The sequence below is a fragment of the Hyphomonas sediminis genome, from assembly GCF_019679475.1.
Taxonomy (GTDB): domain Bacteria; phylum Pseudomonadota; class Alphaproteobacteria; order Caulobacterales; family Hyphomonadaceae; genus Hyphomonas; species Hyphomonas sediminis.
This window is the reverse complement of the sequence record NZ_JAIEZP010000001.1, coordinates 3,095,107-3,113,365: the sequence shown is the minus strand read 5'-3', so window position 1 is coordinate 3,113,365 and position 18,259 is coordinate 3,095,107. Positions and strand designations below refer to the sequence as shown.

Here is an 18,259-nt window from a genome sequence, read left to right as displayed (position 1 = left end):
ATCCAGCCTGAAGGCTGAAAGGCGCGACTGCGCTTCCACTCACTTTGTACTTTGTCGCTAACCTCGTACCGACTGTCCAGCTACTTATACTGAAAGCACACCAAACATTTTCCTATTGAAAGGCGCAAACTTTCGGTTGCCTGATGCGTGCATGTCCGCAAATAATGAGATTACGCCGTAATTAAACTGGCTGCGATCTGACGCCTCACACCTTGGCGCCGGGCGCTTGGGGTAGAGCTGGTATGTCATTCACAAAATTGTTCATATCAATGCCCTCCCGGTACAAGTGGGCGATATTCTTAGGGCTGACGGCTATCGGCTTTGGGGGAGTGGGGTGGTGGCGCAGCAGTCTTGAGCTCACTCACCTGGATATACTGTATCGAGCACTGTCGGTTTTCGGTTTCAACGACACCTACAGAGACCTTCCTGCGGGACAATTTACATGGACGCTGGAAGTCGCTCGATTTCTCGGGCCGGCATCCTTGTTGATAGTCGCCAGCGCTGCTTTGTTTGACGTTCTGGGCAAAACCCGCATACGCAGGACCGCCGCCAAGATAAAAGATCTTCGAGGAGTGATCGTTGGAGCAAGTCCTTATGCATTTTCTGCGATAGAAGGGGCGAGGAGAGACGGCTCCAAACTCCTTCATTTGGGAGCTAACGCTACTAACAAAGAGGGGGCTCTTTTTCGTCTGCCCTGGGATGATCGTAGTCGTAAGGAGCTGATGCTTGCAACTTATGCTTCCCGGGCGAAATACATACTGGTTTCAGCGGAGACCGATTCAGAAACGCTCGTTTTGGCTGTCGCCGCAACAAAGCTGTCAAAACATCCTCGCGTCACCGCCATCGTAAGCGGAGGAAGACTTGCTGACGATTACTCGGACCTTCTCGCGAATGGAAACAAAGGTTGCGCGTATCCTCTCCGTATCCTCGCGGCGTCTTCTCTGTCTGCTCGTCATCTTCACCTTCATAATCCGCCATTCCTTCGCGCAAGAGCAGAAAATCAAAAACGGGTTCATGCCGTTATTGTTGGCTTTGGAGAAACTGGCGAGGCTCTCGCGCGGGACTTAGCGGTCAATTGTCTGACACTCGGTCTGGATAGGCCTAGATTGACGGTGATCGATCCTTTGATGGCAGAGCGAGAGGCCGCTCTGCGGCAACGGGTGCCGGAACTCGATGAGACAGTTGTATTTGAAGGTGTATTGGGTGGATTTGGAAACGGCCTGAACCCGCCGAAACTTCTGGACCCTGAGCATGATAAGATAACCCACGCGTATATCTGTCTGGGGAATGATGGCGACACATTGGCTGCAGAAGGCGCATTGCGCCAATGGTTGCGTTTATCTGGTCAACCAGATGTACCAGTATTTTTGAAGCTTAGGGAATCGGGGATCTTAGCAAGTTCAGAGAATACAACGGTCTTCGGTTCGACGGATCAAACCGTCGAGCTTAGTGGCTGGACGGATGATGCTTTTGATGATGCCGCATCTACTCTGCATCGATTTTATCGCACTGCCCTTTCTGAGCATAGAAAGGAAGCGCACGGTCTTGATACGGCGCAAAACTGGGATTCCCAAACGCCAGACATTCAGCGGTCCAATAGGGCTGTTGTTTCACATATTTCCGCAAAACTATTTAGTGTCGGTATTGATGCCACCCATTGGCTGGGTAAGGCGAGTATTCCATACCTGCAGCATGAAAGCGGTATGCTTGGGCGTATCGAGGCGCTCGCTAGATTGGAGCACGATCGTTGGAATGCTGAGCGCCGATGGTCCGGGTGGAGGTACTCTGGTACACCAAGGAAGGACGGGGGGAAGAAATTGGATGATCTCAAAATGCATCCTGACTTGGTCCCATATGATCTATTGGACGTGGAGAGCCAAGAATACGATCGAGCATCCATCAGGATCCTTGAGAAGCTTCTGACGACACGCGCCAGCGCAAAGCGTTGAGCGCCAGGCACAAATGCATACTAGTGGCAGACAAATAGCGTAGTCATTTATTGTTTTCTTGAGAGGCAGTTTTGGAAGACCGATCAGATGAACTTCGCGATCAGATTTGTCGGGTTGTACATGAGGCCCTCCGAGCTTGGGCCGCGGCGAACGGGGAGCAAGCCCCCCCAACCTGGTCTCGTGCGCCGGCCTGGATGAAAGCTTCTACAAGGGAAAGCGTAGAGCATGCGCTGTCGCATCCGGAGGATGGGCCCGCCGAACAACATCAGCAATGGATGACCGCAAAAATCCGCGATGGTTGGCGTTTCGGGCCGGTTAAAGATGTAAATTTACGGACTCATCCACTAATCGTGCCGTACGCAGATCTTCCTGCAGTTCAAAGGAAGAAGGATGATTTGCTGATCACTATAGTGAAAGCTCTCTCCGGCAGATAATTTCGGATTTAATTCATAAGATATGTAGCCAACTGAACCGCGCCGGGTTTGCCGGAGGCCATTTTCTTTGAGAGAGTGGCCCTATGACAGACAAGAAGCAGAGATCTCATTACTCGCCAGAGGTGCGTGAGCGAGCGGTTCGGATGGTGATGGAGCATGGCGGGGATTATCCGTCGCAGTGGGCAGCGATCGTTTCGATCGCCGGCAAGATCGGGTGCGTGCCGCAGACACTGCACGGCTGGGTCGCGCAGGCCGAGCGGGACGCCGGCAAGCGGTCCGGGCCAAGCACTGAAGAGCGCGAGCGGATCAAGATGCTTGAGCGCGAAGTGAAGGAGCTTCGCCAGGCGAACGAGATCCTCCGGAAGGCATCCGCATATTTCGCGCAGGCGGAGCTCGACCGCCGACCGAAGACATGATCGCGTTCATCGATGATCATAAAGAGGCTTACGGGATCGAGCCGATCTGCAGGGTTCTGCCGATTGCCCCGTCGACCTATCATGAGGCGGATGCGCGGCGCCCCGAACGCAGGCCGCCGCGCATCCGCCGGGACGAGACGCTGAAGCCGGAGATCCTTCGGGTCGCCGTGCGCATGTTGTCGTAGATCCCGCGCCGCGGCACGCCGCCAAGCATACGGAACGCATGGTTGTGCGCGTCGAACAGCATCTCATGCGTCTGAAGGATATAGGCGCGCACGAAGAAGGCGCGGCTGTAGCTGAGCTTGAAGTGCGCGACCTGAAGCTTCGTGCGAACACCGTCAATGACCGCCCAGTCCTCGCTCCAGTCGAACTGGAATGCCTCGCCCGGCGCGAATGAAAGCGGCACAAAAGTCCCTCGTCCGCTTGTCTGCTGCTGGACGCGGTACTCGTCTCGCCAGGCCCGTGCAAACGCCGCAACCCGGCCATACGAACCATCATAGCCAAGGCTCACCAGATCGGCATACAGCTGCTTGATCGTGCGCTTCTGTTTGCGCGGCCGCGTCATCTCCCGCCGCAGCCATGCCGACAGCCGGTCCGCATAAGGATCCAGCTTGCTCGGCCTGTCCGGCGTCCTGAAACGCGGCTCGACCACCTCGGATCGCAGATACTTGCGCAGCGTGTTTCGAGAAAGGCCCGTCCGCCGGGAAATCTCCCGGATCGACATCTGGTCGCGGTGATACCACCGCCGGATAACGCTCAATAATGCCATGTCCAACACTCCATGGTCCCCCGCTCGCCAAAGCTCGGGACCGGTTCAAACATGGGTCACTTCTCAGTGGAAATTTCTGCCCTCCCAGGGTCAATTCTCAACGGCAATCAACACATGAAAACTGCCATGGAACACGGACCCGAGCTGCCAGGGACTTATCCGTGGCCGGTCGAGGCGGGTACCGGCTCGCCGGAAGGGCGCAGGGAAAGCCGGTAGATGGCAATCCCGCCATAGGCCAGGGTCAGGACCGCAAGGTTGATGAGGTCCGGAGCGATGTCCTTAAGGCTCGCGCCCATCTGGTTGACACCGACCATGACATGAATACCTGCCGTTGTCGGAAAGAGCTGGCTGAACCAAGCGAGCCAGGACGGCATGGCCTGCACGGGCCAGGACAGGCCTGACAGGAAGTAGATTGGCAGGGAGGTCACGATCCATATCTGGACGGGTCTTTCCCGTGTCCGGAAAAAGCTGCCAAGCGCGAGCGCGCCGCAAACCGTAGCCGACACGAACAGGCCGCCAGCAATGAGAAGAACCGCCGGTTCGGCCTGGGCTCTCGGATAATCCTGGAACCAGAAGACAAAGCCGGAAAAATAGGCAATTTCCGCAGCGCCCAGAACAAAGAAGGCGAGGGCGATGCCAAGGAGTGACTTCAGCTCAAAGCCGAGCCAGCCCTGCTTTTCGCGCAATGTTGCCGCCAGCAGGGCGAGACCCATGAACAGGGTTTGGTGCAGGATCAGGAAGACGACCCCTGGAACAACTGTGCTGCCATAGCCTTCGCGCGTGTTGAACAAGGGGCGCTCTATGACCGTCAGGGGACTTGCTGCGGGCCGGCCAAGAAGGCGTGACTGGTCGACGGCCGATTCAAATGCGATCGAGCCAAGGGAGTTTGCTATACCGGAGAGTCCGGCACTGCTGCGTAAGAGATATGCGCCGTTGCCATAAAGGGAGACCTTGCCCTGGCGCCCGCGCCGGATGTCGTCGCCAAATCCTTCCGGGATCAGAACAAAGGCCGTGACCGTCCCGTCTTCTATCAGGCGCTCTGCCTCGCGTACGGAATGGACCCGGGCGACCACAAGCGATTGCTGGACGGCCTCGATCTTGACGGCGAGCGCCCGGCTGGGTGCGCTGTTGTCGAGATCTGCGACCGCGATCGGGATCTGCGTCGCGACCTGGCCGGAATAGGCCGACGGATAAAAAAACGAATAGAGGACAGTCGATCCGACCAGCAGCATCATGGCAGGCCGGTCAGAGAAAATCGTTTTGAAAGTCGTCAGGAAAGCGCGCCAGATCATCGGCGCCCCCAGCTGGCTGGCTGGCTGGCCGAACGGATGTAAGACGGCAAACCTATCACTCCTCCGGCGAGCGCCATGAACATCATGATACCGATATGCCCCAGCGAGACCGAGGGCGGGCTTGCCATGCTCCATTGTTCGGACAGGAGTTTTGCAAACCAGGTATAGGGCAGGATGGCGCTCCAGAACTGGGCAAAGGAGGATGCGGACTGGATCGGGAAGATTGCGCCTGCAAAGGCAAAGGAGGCGCCGGCATAAAGCCCGCTCATGGAGAGGGATTGCAGCATGGAGCGGGTCAGACCGACGATGAAGAGCGCAATCCCGGCATAGGCGGCATACATCGCCAGGTAGCCTGACATGATCAGCGGCAGGCTGCCATGGATTGGCCAGCCGCGAAGGACAGCGAGATAGGACGTGGCAAGTCCGCTCCAGACCATGAAGACCAGGCCATAAGGGGCGAGCTTGCCTGCAATGGCGCTGGCAGCACCTGGGCGTCCTGCCAGCCAGTCGCCGATCGTCCCGTCCCGGAGTTCGCGGCCGAGGGCGCCTGTCACGGCAATCATGAAAGCAAGGTGCAGGAGCGCCGGGTGCAGCAGGGAAACAAGCTGGAATTCGTAGCTGCGTTGCGGATTGAAAAGGATCGTCGTCTGGACGGTGACGGGGGCAGGTCGAGCCTGGCTGGTCCCGAACGCCGCAACGCGCTCGATGGCAAGCTTGGCCGAATAATCCTGTACGGCCGCCCGGACCGCGCGCAATGCCGATCCGGAGGCTGTGGAGTAGCTTGCATTGTAGAAGATGCTGATCGCTGCTGACCCGCCTTGCAGGATGTCGGACTCTGCCCCGTCGGGGATCATGACCAGCGCATAGGCCTTGCGTGTACGGACGTGTTCTTCTGCTTCGCCGAAGTCCGGGATTCTTGCCAGGACGCGGACTTCGGGCGCCGCATCGATCCGGTGCGCGAGCTCTCTCGACGCCTGCGTCTGGTCCTGGTCGACGATAATGATGGGAAGGTTCCGGATAACGCCGGAAGAGAATTGCATGGCTGGCAGTCCGAGCAACAGGAGTGGCATCCAGAGGATGACCACGCGGTCCCAGAAACTATGCCTCAGGAAAAGGATTTCCCGGCAGAAGGCGGAAAGGAATGCCCGCATCGCCATGACTCATTGCGGCCAGTCGAAAAGCACGGTCATGCCGGGGCGGAGCCGGTCGATGGGCTCTGTCGGGGCAAGCCTGACTTCAAAACTCTTGATGTCATAGCCTGTCGACTGGCGTGTGGCGCGCCAGGTCGCAAAATCTCCGGCGGGTGCAATGAATGTCACGCGGAAAGCGGCAGCCAGATTGCCGAGCGCCGGAACATGACCTGTGTAGACCGCGCCCTGTTTCAGGTCATTGAACTGGTCTTCCCGGATGAACACGGTAACCCAGGGATCCTGGACCTCGGTGACCATGAAGACAGGAAATCCCTGTGGCACGAGTTCTCCGGTCTGGGCGAGGCGCTTTCCGACCTCGCCATCGACGGGGGAGACAACCCTTGTTTCGGCAGCGGCGGCCTCCACTTCAGCGTACGCGCCGAGGGCCTGTTCGAGTTGGCCGCTTGCAGCGATCTTGTCCTCGGCGCGCGCACCGGCCAGGGCCTGGTCATATTGGGCCCTTGCTGCGCGTGCAGTTTGACGTGAGGCGATGGCATTGGCTTCAGCCTCGTCGCGCTGCTGGCCGGTGGTGACGCCTTCGTCGAAAAGGCGCTGGATCCGGGCATAGGTCGCATCGGCGAGTTCGGCAGCCGATTCTGCCCGGCGCCATTGGGCCTCTGCGGCCCTTATATCTTCAGGACGGGTGCCATCCTGTGCCTTTGCCTCGGCAGCCTGCGCTGCCGTGACGGCGCCGCCAGCCTGTTTCGAGCGGGCAGCGACTTCAGGACTGTCGACTGTGAAGAGGAGCTGTCCGGCAGCAACCCTGTCCCCTTCGGCCACATGAAAAGTTTCGATGCGTCCGGTGACCTTGCTGGCGGCACGAACCTCCCGGGCGTCCACCATGCCCTGGGGTGATGTCAGCGGAACCGGGTCTTGAGCCAGCCGGGCAGGGCGTTTAGCCTTGGAATATGAGCAAGAACCCCTTCCGGTACTTCAAGACCTCGCCCGAGATCATCCAGCTTGGCGTGCTGATGTATGTCCGATTTCCCCTGTCGCTTCGCAACGTCGAAGACCTACTGCACGAGCGCGGTATAGATGTTTGTCACGAAAGCGTGCGTCTCTGGGTCGATCGATTCGGGACATACTTCGCAGATAAAATCCGTAAGCGTAGGTCTGAGGCGATGCGCCGGGTCAACCAATGGCGTTGGCACCTGGATGAGGTCTTCGTGAAAATTCGAGGCGAGACCCACTACCTGTGGCGTGCGGTGGATCACGAAGGGGAGGTGCTTGAAGCGTATGTGACGAAGAAACGCGACAAAGCTGCAGCCTTGAAATTCCTCAGAAAAGCCATGAAGCGATATGGCAATCCTCAGGTTGTGGTGACCGACAGGCTTCGCTCGTATGGTGCCGCAATGCGCGAAATTGGAAACGCGCACCGCCGCGAAACCGGCCGCCACCTGAACAACCGCTCCGAAAACTCGCACCAGCCTTTCCGCCGACGAGAGCGAGCCATGTCCCGTTTCCGGCGAATGCGAAGTCTCCAGAAGTTCGCGTCAATACATTCGTCTGTGTACAATCACTTCAACCATCAAAGGAATATCGAGAGCAGGGCCAGGTTCAAATCGCTACGTGACGCCGCTCTTCTCGAATGGCGCGAGCTTCTCGCTGCCTGAGGCCCGCTCGCGCGCGACTATCAGAGACGGGTTCGTATTCGTCTGACAGCGCCCTTCCGGGTCCTTGAACTGATCCTGACGGCGCCCGTGGTCGTCGCCAGCTGGATCAGCCTTCAATACTACGGATCTGCGGTTGCGCCGGATATCTTTGGCGGCGGAAACAAGGTGTTGCACAATGTCGTCGGCGGTTTTGGCGTGCTTGAGGGCAATGGCGGCGTTCTTCGTACCGGCCTGCCGATCCAGTCCGTTCATGACGGCGAGAAACTGGCCCATGATCCAATCCGGTTGACGGTTTGCGTCGCCGCGCCGAAAGCGGCGATCAGCAGCATACTCGCGCGCCACCCGAATGTCCGCGATCTCTTCGAGAATGGCTGGCTTCATCTTTACACGGTCGATGATGCAGGCAGCCTCGCCGAGCGCTATTGCGGCGAACTCAACTGGGAGCCGGCGCCCTTGCGGGAGCGCGCCGACCGCGCCGCGGCCGCATGACGGCGCCCTTGTATCTCGACCAGTTGGAAAGCGAAGCCATACAGATCCTGCGAGAGGGCGTGGCAGAATCCGAACGGCCCGTCCTGCTTTATTCGGGCGGCAAGGATTCGACAGTTCTGGCACATCTGGCGCTTCGGGCCTTTTACCCGTCGCCTCCGCCCATGCCTTTGCTGCATATCGACTCGACCTGGGAATTCCGGGACGTGCTCGATTTCCGAAGTCGCTTTGCTGCAGAGAACCGCTTTGAACTCGTGATCCATCACAACGAGGAGGGACGCGAGGCCGGCCTCAATCCCATCGAGCATGGATCGCACTATACCAGCGTGATGCGAACCGACCCCCTGAAACAGGCGCTCGAGGCCGGCCGGTACGATGTCATTTTTGGCGGTGCGCGCCGCGACGAAGAAGCCTCCCGCGCGAAAGAGAGGATCGTTTCCGTTCGCGGTCGACGTCATAGCTGGGATCCCAAACAGCAGCGCCCTGAACTCTGGAATAACGACAACTGGCGACGCCGGCCCGATCAGACCCTGCGCGTATTCCCGCTTTCAAACTGGACCGAGTTTGACCTTTGGGCGTGGATTCTGACCCGGAACATCGGCCTTTGCCCGCTTTATTTTGCGGCGGAGCGTCCCGTGGTATTCCACAAGGGGCAGTGGATCGTGATCGACGATCCGAAACGGGCGGAAAAACTGGGATTGGGCGCGCCTGAACCGCGAAAGGTCCGGTTCCGCTCACTTGGCTGCTGGCCCGTCACTGCCGCAACGGAATCGGGGGCCGAGACGCTGTCGGCGGTGGTCAGGGAGACGCTTCAAAGCAAGAGATCCGAACGAAATGGCCGGATCGGCGACGAAGGCACGCTCGAACATCAGAAGCGTGATGGATATTTCTGATGCAAGGGCTTGCATCCGCCTTTGCCGGACGCCGCGCGGTCCTTGCCACCATGCACGGCAAGGAGCGCGCCATTGGCCCCGCGTTCCGGGACATCCTGGGCATCGACATCGAAGTGCCCGGTGATCTCGACACAGACCAATTGGGAACGTTTTCAGGCGAGATCGAGCGGCCAGGCAGCATGGATGAGGTGCTTGTCGCCAAAGCCCGGCTTGGATTGAAAGTGCCCGGGCTGGATCTTGCTATTGCGAGCGAAGGCAGCTTCGGGCCGCATCCTCAAATGCCCTTTATCCCGGTCGGCCTCGAAAAAATCGTGCTGATCGACGCGAAAAGCGGTCTCGTCGCGATCGATCAAAGTGTCGATCTTTCACCCACTTATGTGAGCTGGGAAACCAGATGCTTGACCGATATTGCAGATCAGGTTCGTGCGGCCGGGTTTCCCGATCAAGCGATGATTGTGCGGCCACACATTTTCCCTGCGAGTAGAGCTCAGAGGGGCCTACAGACCTTAGAGAACCTGGAAGCGGCGATCGTGCAAGCGGCCCGTGTTTCGAGCGATGGCCTGGCGTTCGTTCAGACCGACATGCGCGCCCACTTCAATCCCAAACGGATGATGTCCATCGGGTCGCTGGCGAGAAAATTTGCAGGTCGCCTTTCGCGGACATGTTCCATGTGTGCGGCGCCCGGCTGGGGTGTGAAACGAACTGAACAAGGACTACCCTGCAGCTGGTGCGGAGCACCGACGCAATGGGTACTATATGAAGTTCTGGGCTGTTACGCCTGCGACAATGAACGGCCTATGCCGCGGTCAGACGGGTTGACGGAGGCAGATCCAGCGCACTGCCAATATTGTAATCCTTAGTTCACGGCCGCCGGCCGCATTCGCGCATAAGCCAGCACTAAGCGGCGTTCTGTTTCTGTCTTTCGCTATAGGCCAGCCTATGACCGCCTTCGGAGAAGTTCGGCTTCGTTTGGGCGTTGTCAAAGGAACCAGCCTTGAGGTGATCAATCCTGGCGTTTAGCTTCGGATGATGAAAAAATCACCGTTCCGCTACTTCAAGACATCGCCCGAAATCATCCAGCTTGCGGTGATGATGTATTTCCGTTTCTCGCGGTCGCTGCGCAATGTTGAAGACCTGCTTCACGAGCGCGGGATCGATATTTGTCATGAAACGGTCCGCCACTGGGTCGATCGGTTCGGTACTTTCTTTGCCCGCAAGATCCGTAAACGGCAATCCGCAGTTTTTTGTGACAGATCGTTGCCACTCATACAGTGCTGCAATGAAGATGACCGGGAACGAATTGCGCCAGGAGACTGGCCGACACTTCAATAACGGGGGCCGAAAACTCACACTTGCCGTTTCGACGAAGAGCGCGGGCGATGTCCCCTTTGCGGCGCGTGCGAAGTTTACAGAAGTTCGCCTCGCTCCATTCCTCAGTATACAATCACTTCAATCTCGAAAGGCATTTCTACTCCCGCTCAAATTTCAAGAAGAACCGTGACGTCGCGCTTCGCGAATGGCGCGAGCTGATCGCTGCCGCTGCGTGAGACCTGCGTGTCCGCGAAAAACAGAGAGTGGTTCGAGCTAGTCTGGCAACTCCGTGGATCCGCATTCAACGTCCAGAAGAACCGCCAGGTCGAGATAGGCGGCCTGACGCTCGGTCTCATGCCCAGCCAGAACGCGTGCGGCTTCCGCCAGACGGCGGCGCACGGGAATGATCTCATCCAGTCGAACCTCACCGAGGTCATAGCCGGCCTGCATTCGGTCAAGCGCGCTGGCTGTCAGGTCGAGCGTCGCCTTGGCGCCGGCCAGAAGGCGGTCTGAGCGGTCATACCGGTGGCGCGCTTCCAGAATTCTGGCGTCAAGGTCCAAAGCCCTGCGGCGCTGCTCGGCTTCAGCAAGCCTTGCGACCGCCGATGCTTCGCTGACCCGACTGCTGCGCGATCGGCCACCAAGGGGAATAGAGACCGAGGCCACAATCGCGGTCTCATCCCCGCCAAATTCATTTCGCAGGCCGACACCGAAGGTCGGATCCGGGCGACGCTCGGCATTGGAACGGCGCAGTAGCAACCTTGCGCGTTCGGCCTCCAAGGCGGCCTGTCGGGTGGCGGCTGCCGGGGCATCGCTCTGAGCCAGCATGGCGGCGACGCGGTCGGGGCCGAGGTCAAGCCTGGGGGGGGCTTCAGGCAAGCTCAGGCCAGGATAGCGCTGCAGAAGCCCGGCACGTGCAGCCTCAACGCGAAGACGGTCATCCCCGGCGATCAGCTGCAGGGCTCTGGCTTCGGCAGCCAGAAGGTCCGCCTCAACCTGCCGGCCAGAGCCTGCATCGACCCTTGCCTGAGCCAGCCGGGTCAGTTCGTGAGCACTATCAGCCAATTGGCTTGAGGTTTCGGTCAGGGCCGCCCAGCGCGCCCATTCATTCCACAAGCCGACAAATGCCAGTCTTTCCTCGTAGAAACTCAACTCCCGGCGGGCCGCCGCAATGTCCTGTTCCACGCTCGCCAGTGCGCGATCAACCTGCCGCTTTTCAGGCAGGCGAACCGCGCGGGTCAGGTCGAGGGACCATTCACTGTAGCCCATATCCGGAACCATGGCCGCTTCGACGCGCCGATACCCGCCAGATGCGGTCAGTTCAAATTCATAGGGCCCCGCAACCAATTGCTCCCCGACGGATTTCGACCTTTCGATGTCGGCCCGGGCAATTTCGGCAGCGGGCGTCGCGGGTATGGCATCTTCCATGAGTTGGAAAACGAGAGCGTCCTGCGCGACGGACGGCCCGCCTGCGCAAAAGAGGCAAAGCGTTGCAACGACGAAGAAACGCATTGTCATTTCAACCGTCCAAACTCGAGGATGGGCTCCACCCAATAGGCGATGTTGGGCCGCGGGCAAGCCTGCCGGACCGCTTCGAGGATCGGGGCGATTTCGCGCTCTGGCACGACCATGAGCACGGTGACCACCCGCATCGCGCCACGCACGCGTTCAGCGGCCGTTGGAAGGTCGGCGCCATCGCCGCGCCCTTCCCCGGTCAGCACGGTGTAGCCGGCCAGGGCCGGCTCAATGGCGTCAAGGCAGTCCATCAACGTAACCTGGATCAAAGCGGGTGCGACAAGCGTCAGCTTGCGAAGGGTCGTGTCCATTGGACATCTCCGGCGTGTAGCGATGGGGCGGATTTGTCGGCGCCGAACTGGCGATAGAGCACCGGCAAGAGGTACAAGGTCAGAAGTGTCGACGAGCCCAATCCTCCCATGACCACGATGGCGAGCGGGCGTTGCAGTTCCGATCCCGGACCACTGGCAAAAAGCAATGGTGCAAGACCAAAGGCGGCAGTCGTCGCCGTCATCAGCACGGGCCGAAGGCGGCGGACCGAACCGATCTGGACCGCCTTCTCAAGGGGATGACCAACGAGGTGCAGATCGTTGAAACAGGTGACAAGAACCAGCCCGTTCAGCACCGCCACGCCAAGTAGTGCGATCAGGCCAACCGATGCCGGCACTGACAGGTATTCCCCCGAAAGGCTCAGCGCGATGATCCCGCCGACAAGGGCAAACGGGATGTTGAACAGGATGAGGAGCGACTGGCGCAGGGATCGCAGGGTGACAAACAGAACGATGAAAATAAGTCCGATCGAAAGCGGGACCATCAGTATGAGGCGCGCCGAGGCGCGGCGTTGATTTTCAAACTCACCTCCGAACTCCAGCGTGTAACCAGTCGGCAAGTCGATCTGCTCGCTTACTCCACGCTGAGCGTCATTCACGAAGCTGACCAGATCCCGGCCCTCGACAAAGGCTTGGACCACAGCGTAGCGCGAGGCATTTTCCCTGGCTGCCGCAGCCAGGCCTGACACTCTTTCGATCGTGGCAACTTCATTCAAGGGCACACGAATGCCCTGCGGGTTGACCAGGTTGATCTGCGAGACATCCGGGACGCTGCTGGTCACCTCACGATCATATCGCACCAGTATGGGCGTTCGCCGGCCAGGCTCGATGATTTCGCCGACCGTCACGCCTTCGAACCGTGCGCGAAGCTCTTCCTGAATATCGACAACGGTAAATCCATAGCGCCCGGCGCGCTGGGGATTGATGTCGATCTGGAGGTATTCAGAGACGTCGTTGGACGTTGTGAACACATCGGAGGCTCCCGGAATACCGGCGACAACTGATTCGATCTGCCCGGCCAGATCGGCCAGAGTGTCATAGTCGGTGCCGAAGATTTTGATGGCCAGATCACCGCGCGAGCCAGTCAGCAGCTCGGACACCCGCATCTCGATCGGCTGGGTAAAGGCCGTTTCGATGCCGACGAAATCATCGACGACGGACCGGATCTCGCCGACAAGCCAGTCGGTGTTCGGTCCGCGCCAGGTCTCGCGTGGGGCAAGCTGCAGGAACATGTCACTTTCATTCAGGCCCATCGGGTCCAGGCCGAGTTCATCGGAACCCACGCGCGCGATGACATGCTCGACCTCAGGTACAGCCGCAAGAATGGCGGCCTCCATCCGCAGATCGTCTGCCTCGCTCTGGTTGAGCGTGATCGAGGGGAGCGAGGCGGCCTGCATCACGACATCGCCTTCATTCATGGTCGGCATGAAGGTCTTCCCGGTATTCTGGTAAGCGACCACCGCAATCACGGCACTGATCGCCGCCAGCGCGTAGATCAGCGAAGGGCGTTTCAGGACGATACCAAGTGTCGCTTCATAGGCGGGTGTAAGCAGTCGCATTACGACTGTTTCGCCGCCGGCTTTTCGTTTCAGGAGATAGGACGCCAGAACCGGTATCAGTGTGAAAGCCAGGAGCAGAGCCGATCCCAGAGCGAAGACAATCGCAAGCGCCACCGGTGCGAACAGCTTTCCCTCCAAGCCCTGAAGGGTGAGCAATGGCAGGAAGACGAGACAGATTATGAAGACTCCCGACGAAGTCGGAAGTGCCACTTCGCTGGCCGCACGGTAAATGACATGGAGCGGGTTCGCCTGCCGGTTCATCCGCAACCGCTCCACCGCATTGTCAGCCACGACAATGGCGCCGTCCACGATCATGCCAATCGCGATGGCGAGTCCGCCAAGGCTCATCAGGTTCGCGGTCAGACCGAAGATGCGCATCAGGATAAAGGTCGCGAGCATCGCTGCAGGAAGGATCAGACTGACAACAAGTGCCGCGCGCCAGTCCCCGAGAAACAGGATCAGCAACAGAATCACGAGGCCAATGGCGATCAGGAGTGCCTCTGTAACAGAGCCAACAGCCGTCTCGATGAGTTCGGCGCGATTGTAGAATACCGACACCGTCAAGCCCTCAGGAAAACTGTTCTCCAGTTCGGCCAGCTTCGCTTGAACCTCCTGCACAACAAGTCGTGCGTCCGCACCGCGCCGCGATACGATAATGCCCTGTACGGTCTCTCCGAGGCCGTCACGCGTCACCGAGCCATACCGTGTCAGCGACCCGGTTTCGACGCGGGCGACATCGCTTATCCGCACGACAGTTCCGTTGCGCTCGGTGATCACTCGTTCGGCGAGGTCCTGTACTCCGCTCGCCGCTCCCACTGATCGCACGACGAGGGCTTCTTCACCTTCACTTATACGGCCTGCCCCATCATTACTGTTATTCAGCTCCAGAGCTTCGCGAAGCATGGACAGGCTGATGCCCGACGCCGCCATGGCCGCCTGATCGGGCACGACCGAATAGGTTACGACCCGGCCGCCAAGCGCATTGACGTCGGCGACACCATCAATGCCGCGTAAGGCGGGCCGGATCGTCCAGTCCAGCAGGCTGCGTTTTTCCTCAAGCGAGAACGCGTCGCCTTCGAGGGTAAACATGAAGATCTCGGATAAGGCGGTTGAAATCGGCGCAAGGCCACCATCAACCGTCCCAGGAAGGTCCTCGCGCACAATCGCCAACCGTTCGGAGACTTGTTGGCGCGCCCAGTAAATGTCCGTACCATCGGTGAAGTCGATGGTTATGTCGGCAATGGCATATTTGGCCTGGGCCCGCATGATGACCTGGTTCGGGATACCAAGCAGCTCGGCTTCCAGGGGGCGCACAACCCGGGACTCGACCTCCTCCGGCGTCATGCCTGGCGCCTTCATTATGATCTTCACCTGCGTCGGCGCGATCTCTGGAAACGCATCGATCGGGAGCTTCAGGGCCGCATACCCCCCGGCGGCGAAAAGGACCAGGGCCGCGCCGAGAATGAAGACGCGCTGGGTCAGCGAAAAGGCAATCAGGCGGTCTAGAAGCCCCATCACTCCGCCTCCAGAATATTCTTGAGCGCGGCAAGGCCCGAAACGACGACGCGGTCACCCGCCTTGAGGTCACCCGAAACAAGGGCAACCGAGCGGTCCTGCGAGACGATCTCAACCAGGATGCGTTCCACGCCGCCGGGCCGGTCAACAAAAACAGCCGCTTCGGCACCAAAGCGGACGATGGCGCGCGCTGGGACTCTGTAGGCCGCCTTACCAGGGGCCCCGTCAGAGAACGCCACATCGACGAGTTGCCCAACCCGCCAGTTGCGCTCTTGCGGCAGGATCACATAGACATCCACCGAGCGAGTGACCGGATTGATCTGAGGATCGAGCGCGACGATTTCACCGGTCTCGCCTGTGGCTTCAAGGCGAACCGAAACGCCCGTCGCCAGTCCTGCGGCGATGTCTTCAGGCACTGCCACCATCATCCATTGGCTGTCACCGGCCCGGATGATCACCACAGGCTCCGCGCGGTCCACAGATTGCCCCGGCGCGACAGGCAGCTGCACGACGTCTCCGTCTCTCAAAGCCGTTAGAATAAACTCGCCCGAACCTGAAGCCGGCTGCACGATCGAAAGACTTCTTCTGAGCGTTTCATAGGCGAGTTGCGCCGACGCCGCGTCGTGACGCGCTTCATCAATTTCCTGCTGCGACCTCAGGCCCAAGGTGCCAAGTGTCTCCGTTCGCTCGGCAAGTTCGCGTAGATGCGTTGCATTGAGAGACCGTGTTTGAAGGTCCGCGCGACTGGCCTCATAATCTGGGCTGTAGAGGCGTGCGACGGGGGTGCCCGCAGTCACGGTGGATCCCGGAACGACGAGCAGTTCGACAAGCACCGAGTTAAAGGGTGACGTGACGGGTGTGCTGTCGCCGGGGGGAATGATGACATTCCCTGCGAATGTGCGTGCTCCCGGGCGGTTCAGGGCGGAGCTCACAGAGACTGTTTCAATACCAAGTGCCTTGCGTTGCGCAGCCGTGAGTTCGATGCCCTGAGCAAGAGCGGCCCCGTTGCCGATCAGGACGAGCATAACCGAAATAATCACTGCAAAAATGCGCATTGTCCGCAGAAGCCCCAGGCAATGTTGGATATCTTCCGCCTGCTATCAATTCTCGCTGACGTGAGACTGACAGGGCGCCGAACCGCGTTCAATTTCTGCTGAGCTGCGACAATCAAACACTCAAATGAGACGGAAAAATGAGGCGAAGTCCGTTCGCGCCTGGACGACAGGTCTGCAACTCGCCCCCATGGGCTTCGGCAATGCGGTCGGCGATGGCCAGCCCGAGGCCTGCGGCCCCGCCAGGTGCACTGTCAGCGCGCACGCCGCGGGCCTTCAGATGTTCGAGCGCGGTCGGATCCAGACCCGGCCCATCATCGAGAACACTGATCATTGGCCCGGGACCCGCGACAACCACAATCTGCCCGCCAGGCGGCGTTGCCCGGATCGCGTTGCTCACCAGCGTGCGAACGGCTGCGGCGATCGCCTCCTCAAGCCCCGTGATGAACGCGGCGTTCACCGTCTGGCAGGAGAGTTCGCGTCCGGCCTCGATCGCAGACGGCGCCAGTTCCTCAACAATTGAGCGGACCAGTGATGAGGGATCGATAAGGAAACTCGGCCCGGCGATCTCCGCTGCATTGCTGCGCGAGAGCAGGAGGAACTGGTCGATCATGTCCGACAGGGAACGGATGTGGTCACGAAACCGTTGGGCATCCGTTTCCGAGAGCTTGTCGAGTTCAAGCGCGAGCAGGGCCAGTGGAGTCTTGAGCTCGTGCGCCGCGTCCGCGGCAAAGGCTTCCTGACGCCTGGCATGTCCCGACAATCGCTTGGTCAACCCGCTCACAGCCCGGACAAAGGGGCGAAGTTCATTCGGGAATTCTGCCAGATCCGGATCGTAACTCTTGAGCTCGGCGGCGGCCTGGCTGATCTCCTTTGCAGTTTCGGTGAGTTCGGTCTCCACCTGTCGGACAACCAGAACGGCTCCGGTGGCGAAGAGGACCAGAAAGACGACCAGCGGCAGGATCACATGTTCGAGGATTTCAGCCCGGGCCGTCTCATTCGAAGGCGCCGACGATGAAAGGAGATCGTATTGCAGCACGACAGTGATCGCCAGAACACACGCGCCGATGAGCCCGGACACGGCAAAGCCTGTCAGCAATCGAAAGCGAATAGACCTCATGCGACTGTCCGCTGACCGAGATAGTAACCGACGCCCCTGACAGCGTGCAGGATGTTTTCCGCGCCCGCCTCCGACAAACGTTTTCGCAGACGCGACCCCAGCGCCTCCAGAGCATTTGGCGTCACCGCTTCATCGGCGCCATAGACCGCCGCTTCGATCCGCTCACGAGGCACAACCCGGCCGCAATTGCGCAACAGGATTTCCAGCATTTGTAGTTCCTTCCTTCCCAGCGCGATGGGAACCGCCCCGTACCAGACTTCGCGTGTGGCGAGTTCCAGTATCAATTCGTTGCATGACAGGCGCACGCGCTCCCTTTCTCCGGGACGGCGCATGATTGCGCGAAGGCGCGCGGCGATTTCCTCGGCCTCGGCAGGCTTGACCAGATAGTCATCGGCACCGGTATCGAGCCCCTTGACCCGCTCGTGAAGCGTGCCGCGCGCTGTCAGGACCAGCACTGGCGGGCGCGATTTCGGCAAAGTCGCCAGCCAGTTCAACCCGTCGCCATCGGGCAGGCCAAGATCGAGGAGAAGCGCATCATAGTGACTGGATGCGATGAGGTGCGCCGCATCGCCCAGACCGGCGGCCTGATCGGCATCGATACCGCGCACGCCAAGCCGCTCGACAAGGAGCGCACGCAGGGCCTGATTGTCCTCAATGATCAATATCCGCATGGGTTACTCGTTTTTTTATCACGTATCCTGCATCTTACTGACATGCCGCTGACAATGGTTTTTTACTAATCAAATCTGTAGGAGGGTTGACCCGATCGGCATCTACTCTTGGCTTCAGGTATCAAGGACAGATGTCAGAGACATA

14 protein-coding genes, 4 pseudogenes and 1 other annotated feature are annotated in these 18,259 nt (G+C 59.4%); of the genes and pseudogenes, 8 read left to right on the top strand and 10 right to left on the bottom strand.

What is annotated here, in order from left to right:
- Positions 1–242: 242 nt before the first annotated feature.
- The 3 genes and pseudogenes from K1X12_RS15055 to K1X12_RS15045 all read left to right on the top strand — a co-directional run.
- Positions 243–1,949: a RyR domain-containing protein gene (locus K1X12_RS15055; RefSeq protein WP_220988386.1), complete on the top strand. Its 1,707-nt coding sequence runs from the start codon at positions 243–245 to the stop codon at positions 1,947–1,949.
- Between the two features lie 194 nt (positions 1,950–2,143).
- Positions 2,144–2,383, top strand: coding sequence for a RyR domain-containing protein (locus tag K1X12_RS17265; protein ID WP_220988385.1), 240 nt, complete (start codon positions 2,144–2,146; stop codon positions 2,381–2,383).
- An 83-nt stretch (positions 2,384–2,466) separates the two neighbouring features.
- Positions 2,467–2,963, top strand: a pseudogene (locus tag K1X12_RS15045) (transposase); the annotation flags it as partial.
- Positions 2,754–2,870: a sequence feature (AL1L pseudoknot), on the top strand. It overlaps the preceding pseudogene by 117 nt.
- Here K1X12_RS15045 and istA read toward each other — a convergent pair.
- The 4 genes and pseudogenes from istA to K1X12_RS15025 form a co-directional block, all read right to left on the bottom strand.
- Positions 2,951–3,568 (bottom strand): annotated as a pseudogene (istA, locus tag K1X12_RS15040) (IS21 family transposase); the annotation flags it as partial. The pseudogenes K1X12_RS15045 and istA sit on opposite strands and share 13 nt — an antisense overlap.
- Positions 3,569–3,723: 155 nt before the next feature.
- Positions 3,724–4,860 carry an ABC transporter permease gene (locus tag K1X12_RS15035; protein WP_035601293.1) on the bottom strand — a complete coding sequence of 379 codons (1,137 nt, stop codon included), beginning with the start codon at positions 4,858–4,860 and terminating at the stop codon, positions 3,724–3,726.
- Positions 4,857–6,011 (bottom strand): ABC transporter permease, encoded by a 1,155-nt coding sequence (locus tag K1X12_RS15030; protein ID WP_035601291.1) that lies wholly within the window; start codon positions 6,009–6,011, stop codon positions 4,857–4,859. Before K1X12_RS15030 ends, K1X12_RS15035 begins: the two co-directional genes overlap by 4 nt.
- Positions 6,012–6,020: 9 nt before the next feature.
- On the bottom strand, positions 6,021–6,893 hold the full coding sequence (locus tag K1X12_RS15025) for an HlyD family secretion protein (RefSeq protein WP_220988384.1): 873 nt from the start codon (positions 6,891–6,893) through the stop codon (positions 6,021–6,023).
- A 65-nt stretch (positions 6,894–6,958) separates the two neighbouring features.
- Between K1X12_RS15025 and K1X12_RS15020 the strand changes: the two genes are divergently transcribed.
- The 5 genes and pseudogenes from K1X12_RS15020 to K1X12_RS17260 all read left to right on the top strand — a co-directional run bounded on the left by K1X12_RS15020 (position 6,959) and on the right by K1X12_RS17260 (position 10,589).
- Positions 6,959–7,663 (top strand): IS6 family transposase, encoded by a 705-nt coding sequence (locus K1X12_RS15020; protein WP_220988383.1) that lies wholly within the window; start codon positions 6,959–6,961, stop codon positions 7,661–7,663.
- Positions 7,664–7,717: 54 nt separating this feature from the next.
- Positions 7,718–8,152, top strand: a pseudogene (locus tag K1X12_RS15015) (putative inorganic carbon transporter subunit DabA); the annotation flags it as partial.
- Entirely contained in the window at positions 8,149–9,042 is an 894-nt protein-coding gene (cysD, locus tag K1X12_RS15010; RefSeq protein ID WP_220988380.1) for a sulfate adenylyltransferase subunit CysD, read from the top strand. The pseudogene K1X12_RS15015 and the gene cysD, both read left to right, overlap by 4 nt.
- Positions 9,042–9,902 carry a DUF6671 family protein gene (locus K1X12_RS15005; RefSeq protein ID WP_220988379.1) on the top strand — a complete coding sequence of 287 codons (861 nt, stop codon included), beginning with the start codon at positions 9,042–9,044 and terminating at the stop codon, positions 9,900–9,902. The genes cysD and K1X12_RS15005 overlap by 1 nt, the downstream gene beginning before the upstream one ends.
- Before the next feature lie 166 nt (positions 9,903–10,068).
- Positions 10,069–10,589 (top strand): annotated as a pseudogene (locus K1X12_RS17260) (IS6 family transposase).
- A gap of 37 nt (positions 10,590–10,626) precedes the next feature.
- Here K1X12_RS17260 and K1X12_RS14995 read toward each other — a convergent pair.
- From K1X12_RS14995 to K1X12_RS14970, 6 genes are all read right to left on the bottom strand, one after another.
- Entirely contained in the window at positions 10,627–11,871 is a 1,245-nt protein-coding gene (locus tag K1X12_RS14995) for a TolC family protein (protein WP_220988378.1), read from the bottom strand.
- Complete coding sequence (locus tag K1X12_RS14990; RefSeq protein WP_220988376.1) at positions 11,868–12,179, bottom strand: DUF3240 family protein; 312 nt, start codon at positions 12,177–12,179, stop codon at positions 11,868–11,870. Before K1X12_RS14990 ends, K1X12_RS14995 begins: the two co-directional genes overlap by 4 nt.
- Entirely contained in the window at positions 12,155–15,271 is a 3,117-nt protein-coding gene (locus K1X12_RS14985) for an efflux RND transporter permease subunit (RefSeq protein WP_220988375.1), read from the bottom strand. The genes K1X12_RS14990 and K1X12_RS14985 overlap by 25 nt, the downstream gene beginning before the upstream one ends.
- Positions 15,271–16,326 (bottom strand): efflux RND transporter periplasmic adaptor subunit, encoded by a 1,056-nt coding sequence (locus K1X12_RS14980; protein ID WP_220988374.1) that lies wholly within the window; start codon positions 16,324–16,326, stop codon positions 15,271–15,273. The genes K1X12_RS14985 and K1X12_RS14980 overlap by 1 nt, the downstream gene beginning before the upstream one ends.
- Before the next feature lie 112 nt (positions 16,327–16,438).
- Positions 16,439–17,443 (bottom strand): sensor histidine kinase, encoded by a 1,005-nt coding sequence (locus tag K1X12_RS14975; protein WP_220988373.1) that lies wholly within the window; start codon positions 17,441–17,443, stop codon positions 16,439–16,441.
- Positions 17,440–18,114: a response regulator transcription factor gene (locus K1X12_RS14970; protein ID WP_220988372.1), complete on the bottom strand. Its 675-nt coding sequence runs from the start codon at positions 18,112–18,114 to the stop codon at positions 17,440–17,442. The genes K1X12_RS14975 and K1X12_RS14970 overlap by 4 nt, the downstream gene beginning before the upstream one ends.
- Between the last annotated feature and the right edge of the window lie 145 nt (positions 18,115–18,259).

Excerpts from the sequence above, each read along its gene's own strand:
- K1X12_RS15035 (WP_035601293.1), bottom strand. The coding sequence starts at position 4,860 with ATGATCTGGCGCGCTTTCCTGACGACTTTCAAAACGATTTTCTCTGAC.
- K1X12_RS14995 (WP_220988378.1), bottom strand. The coding sequence starts at position 11,871 with ATGACAATGCGTTTCTTCGTCGTTGCAACGCTTTGCCTCTTTTGCGCA.
- K1X12_RS14990 (WP_220988376.1), bottom strand. The coding sequence starts at position 12,179 with ATGGACACGACCCTTCGCAAGCTGACGCTTGTCGCACCCGCTTTGATC.
- K1X12_RS15055 (WP_220988386.1), top strand. The coding sequence starts at position 243 with ATGTCATTCACAAAATTGTTCATATCAATGCCCTCCCGGTACAAGTGG.
- K1X12_RS15005 (WP_220988379.1), top strand. The coding sequence starts at position 9,042 with ATGCAAGGGCTTGCATCCGCCTTTGCCGGACGCCGCGCGGTCCTTGCC.
- cysD (WP_220988380.1), top strand. The coding sequence starts at position 8,149 with ATGACGGCGCCCTTGTATCTCGACCAGTTGGAAAGCGAAGCCATACAG.
- K1X12_RS15030 (WP_035601291.1), bottom strand. The coding sequence starts at position 6,011 with ATGCGGGCATTCCTTTCCGCCTTCTGCCGGGAAATCCTTTTCCTGAGG.
- K1X12_RS14975 (WP_220988373.1), bottom strand. The coding sequence starts at position 17,443 with ATGAGGTCTATTCGCTTTCGATTGCTGACAGGCTTTGCCGTGTCCGGG.
- K1X12_RS15025 (WP_220988384.1), bottom strand. The coding sequence starts at position 6,893 with ATGGTGGACGCCCGGGAGGTTCGTGCCGCCAGCAAGGTCACCGGACGC.
- K1X12_RS15020 (WP_220988383.1), top strand. The coding sequence starts at position 6,959 with ATGAGCAAGAACCCCTTCCGGTACTTCAAGACCTCGCCCGAGATCATC.
- K1X12_RS14980 (WP_220988374.1), bottom strand. The coding sequence starts at position 16,326 with ATGCGCATTTTTGCAGTGATTATTTCGGTTATGCTCGTCCTGATCGGC.
- K1X12_RS14970 (WP_220988372.1), bottom strand. The coding sequence starts at position 18,114 with ATGCGGATATTGATCATTGAGGACAATCAGGCCCTGCGTGCGCTCCTT.
- K1X12_RS14985 (WP_220988375.1), bottom strand. The coding sequence starts at position 15,271 with ATGGGGCTTCTAGACCGCCTGATTGCCTTTTCGCTGACCCAGCGCGTC.
- K1X12_RS17265 (WP_220988385.1), top strand. The coding sequence starts at position 2,144 with ATGAAAGCTTCTACAAGGGAAAGCGTAGAGCATGCGCTGTCGCATCCG.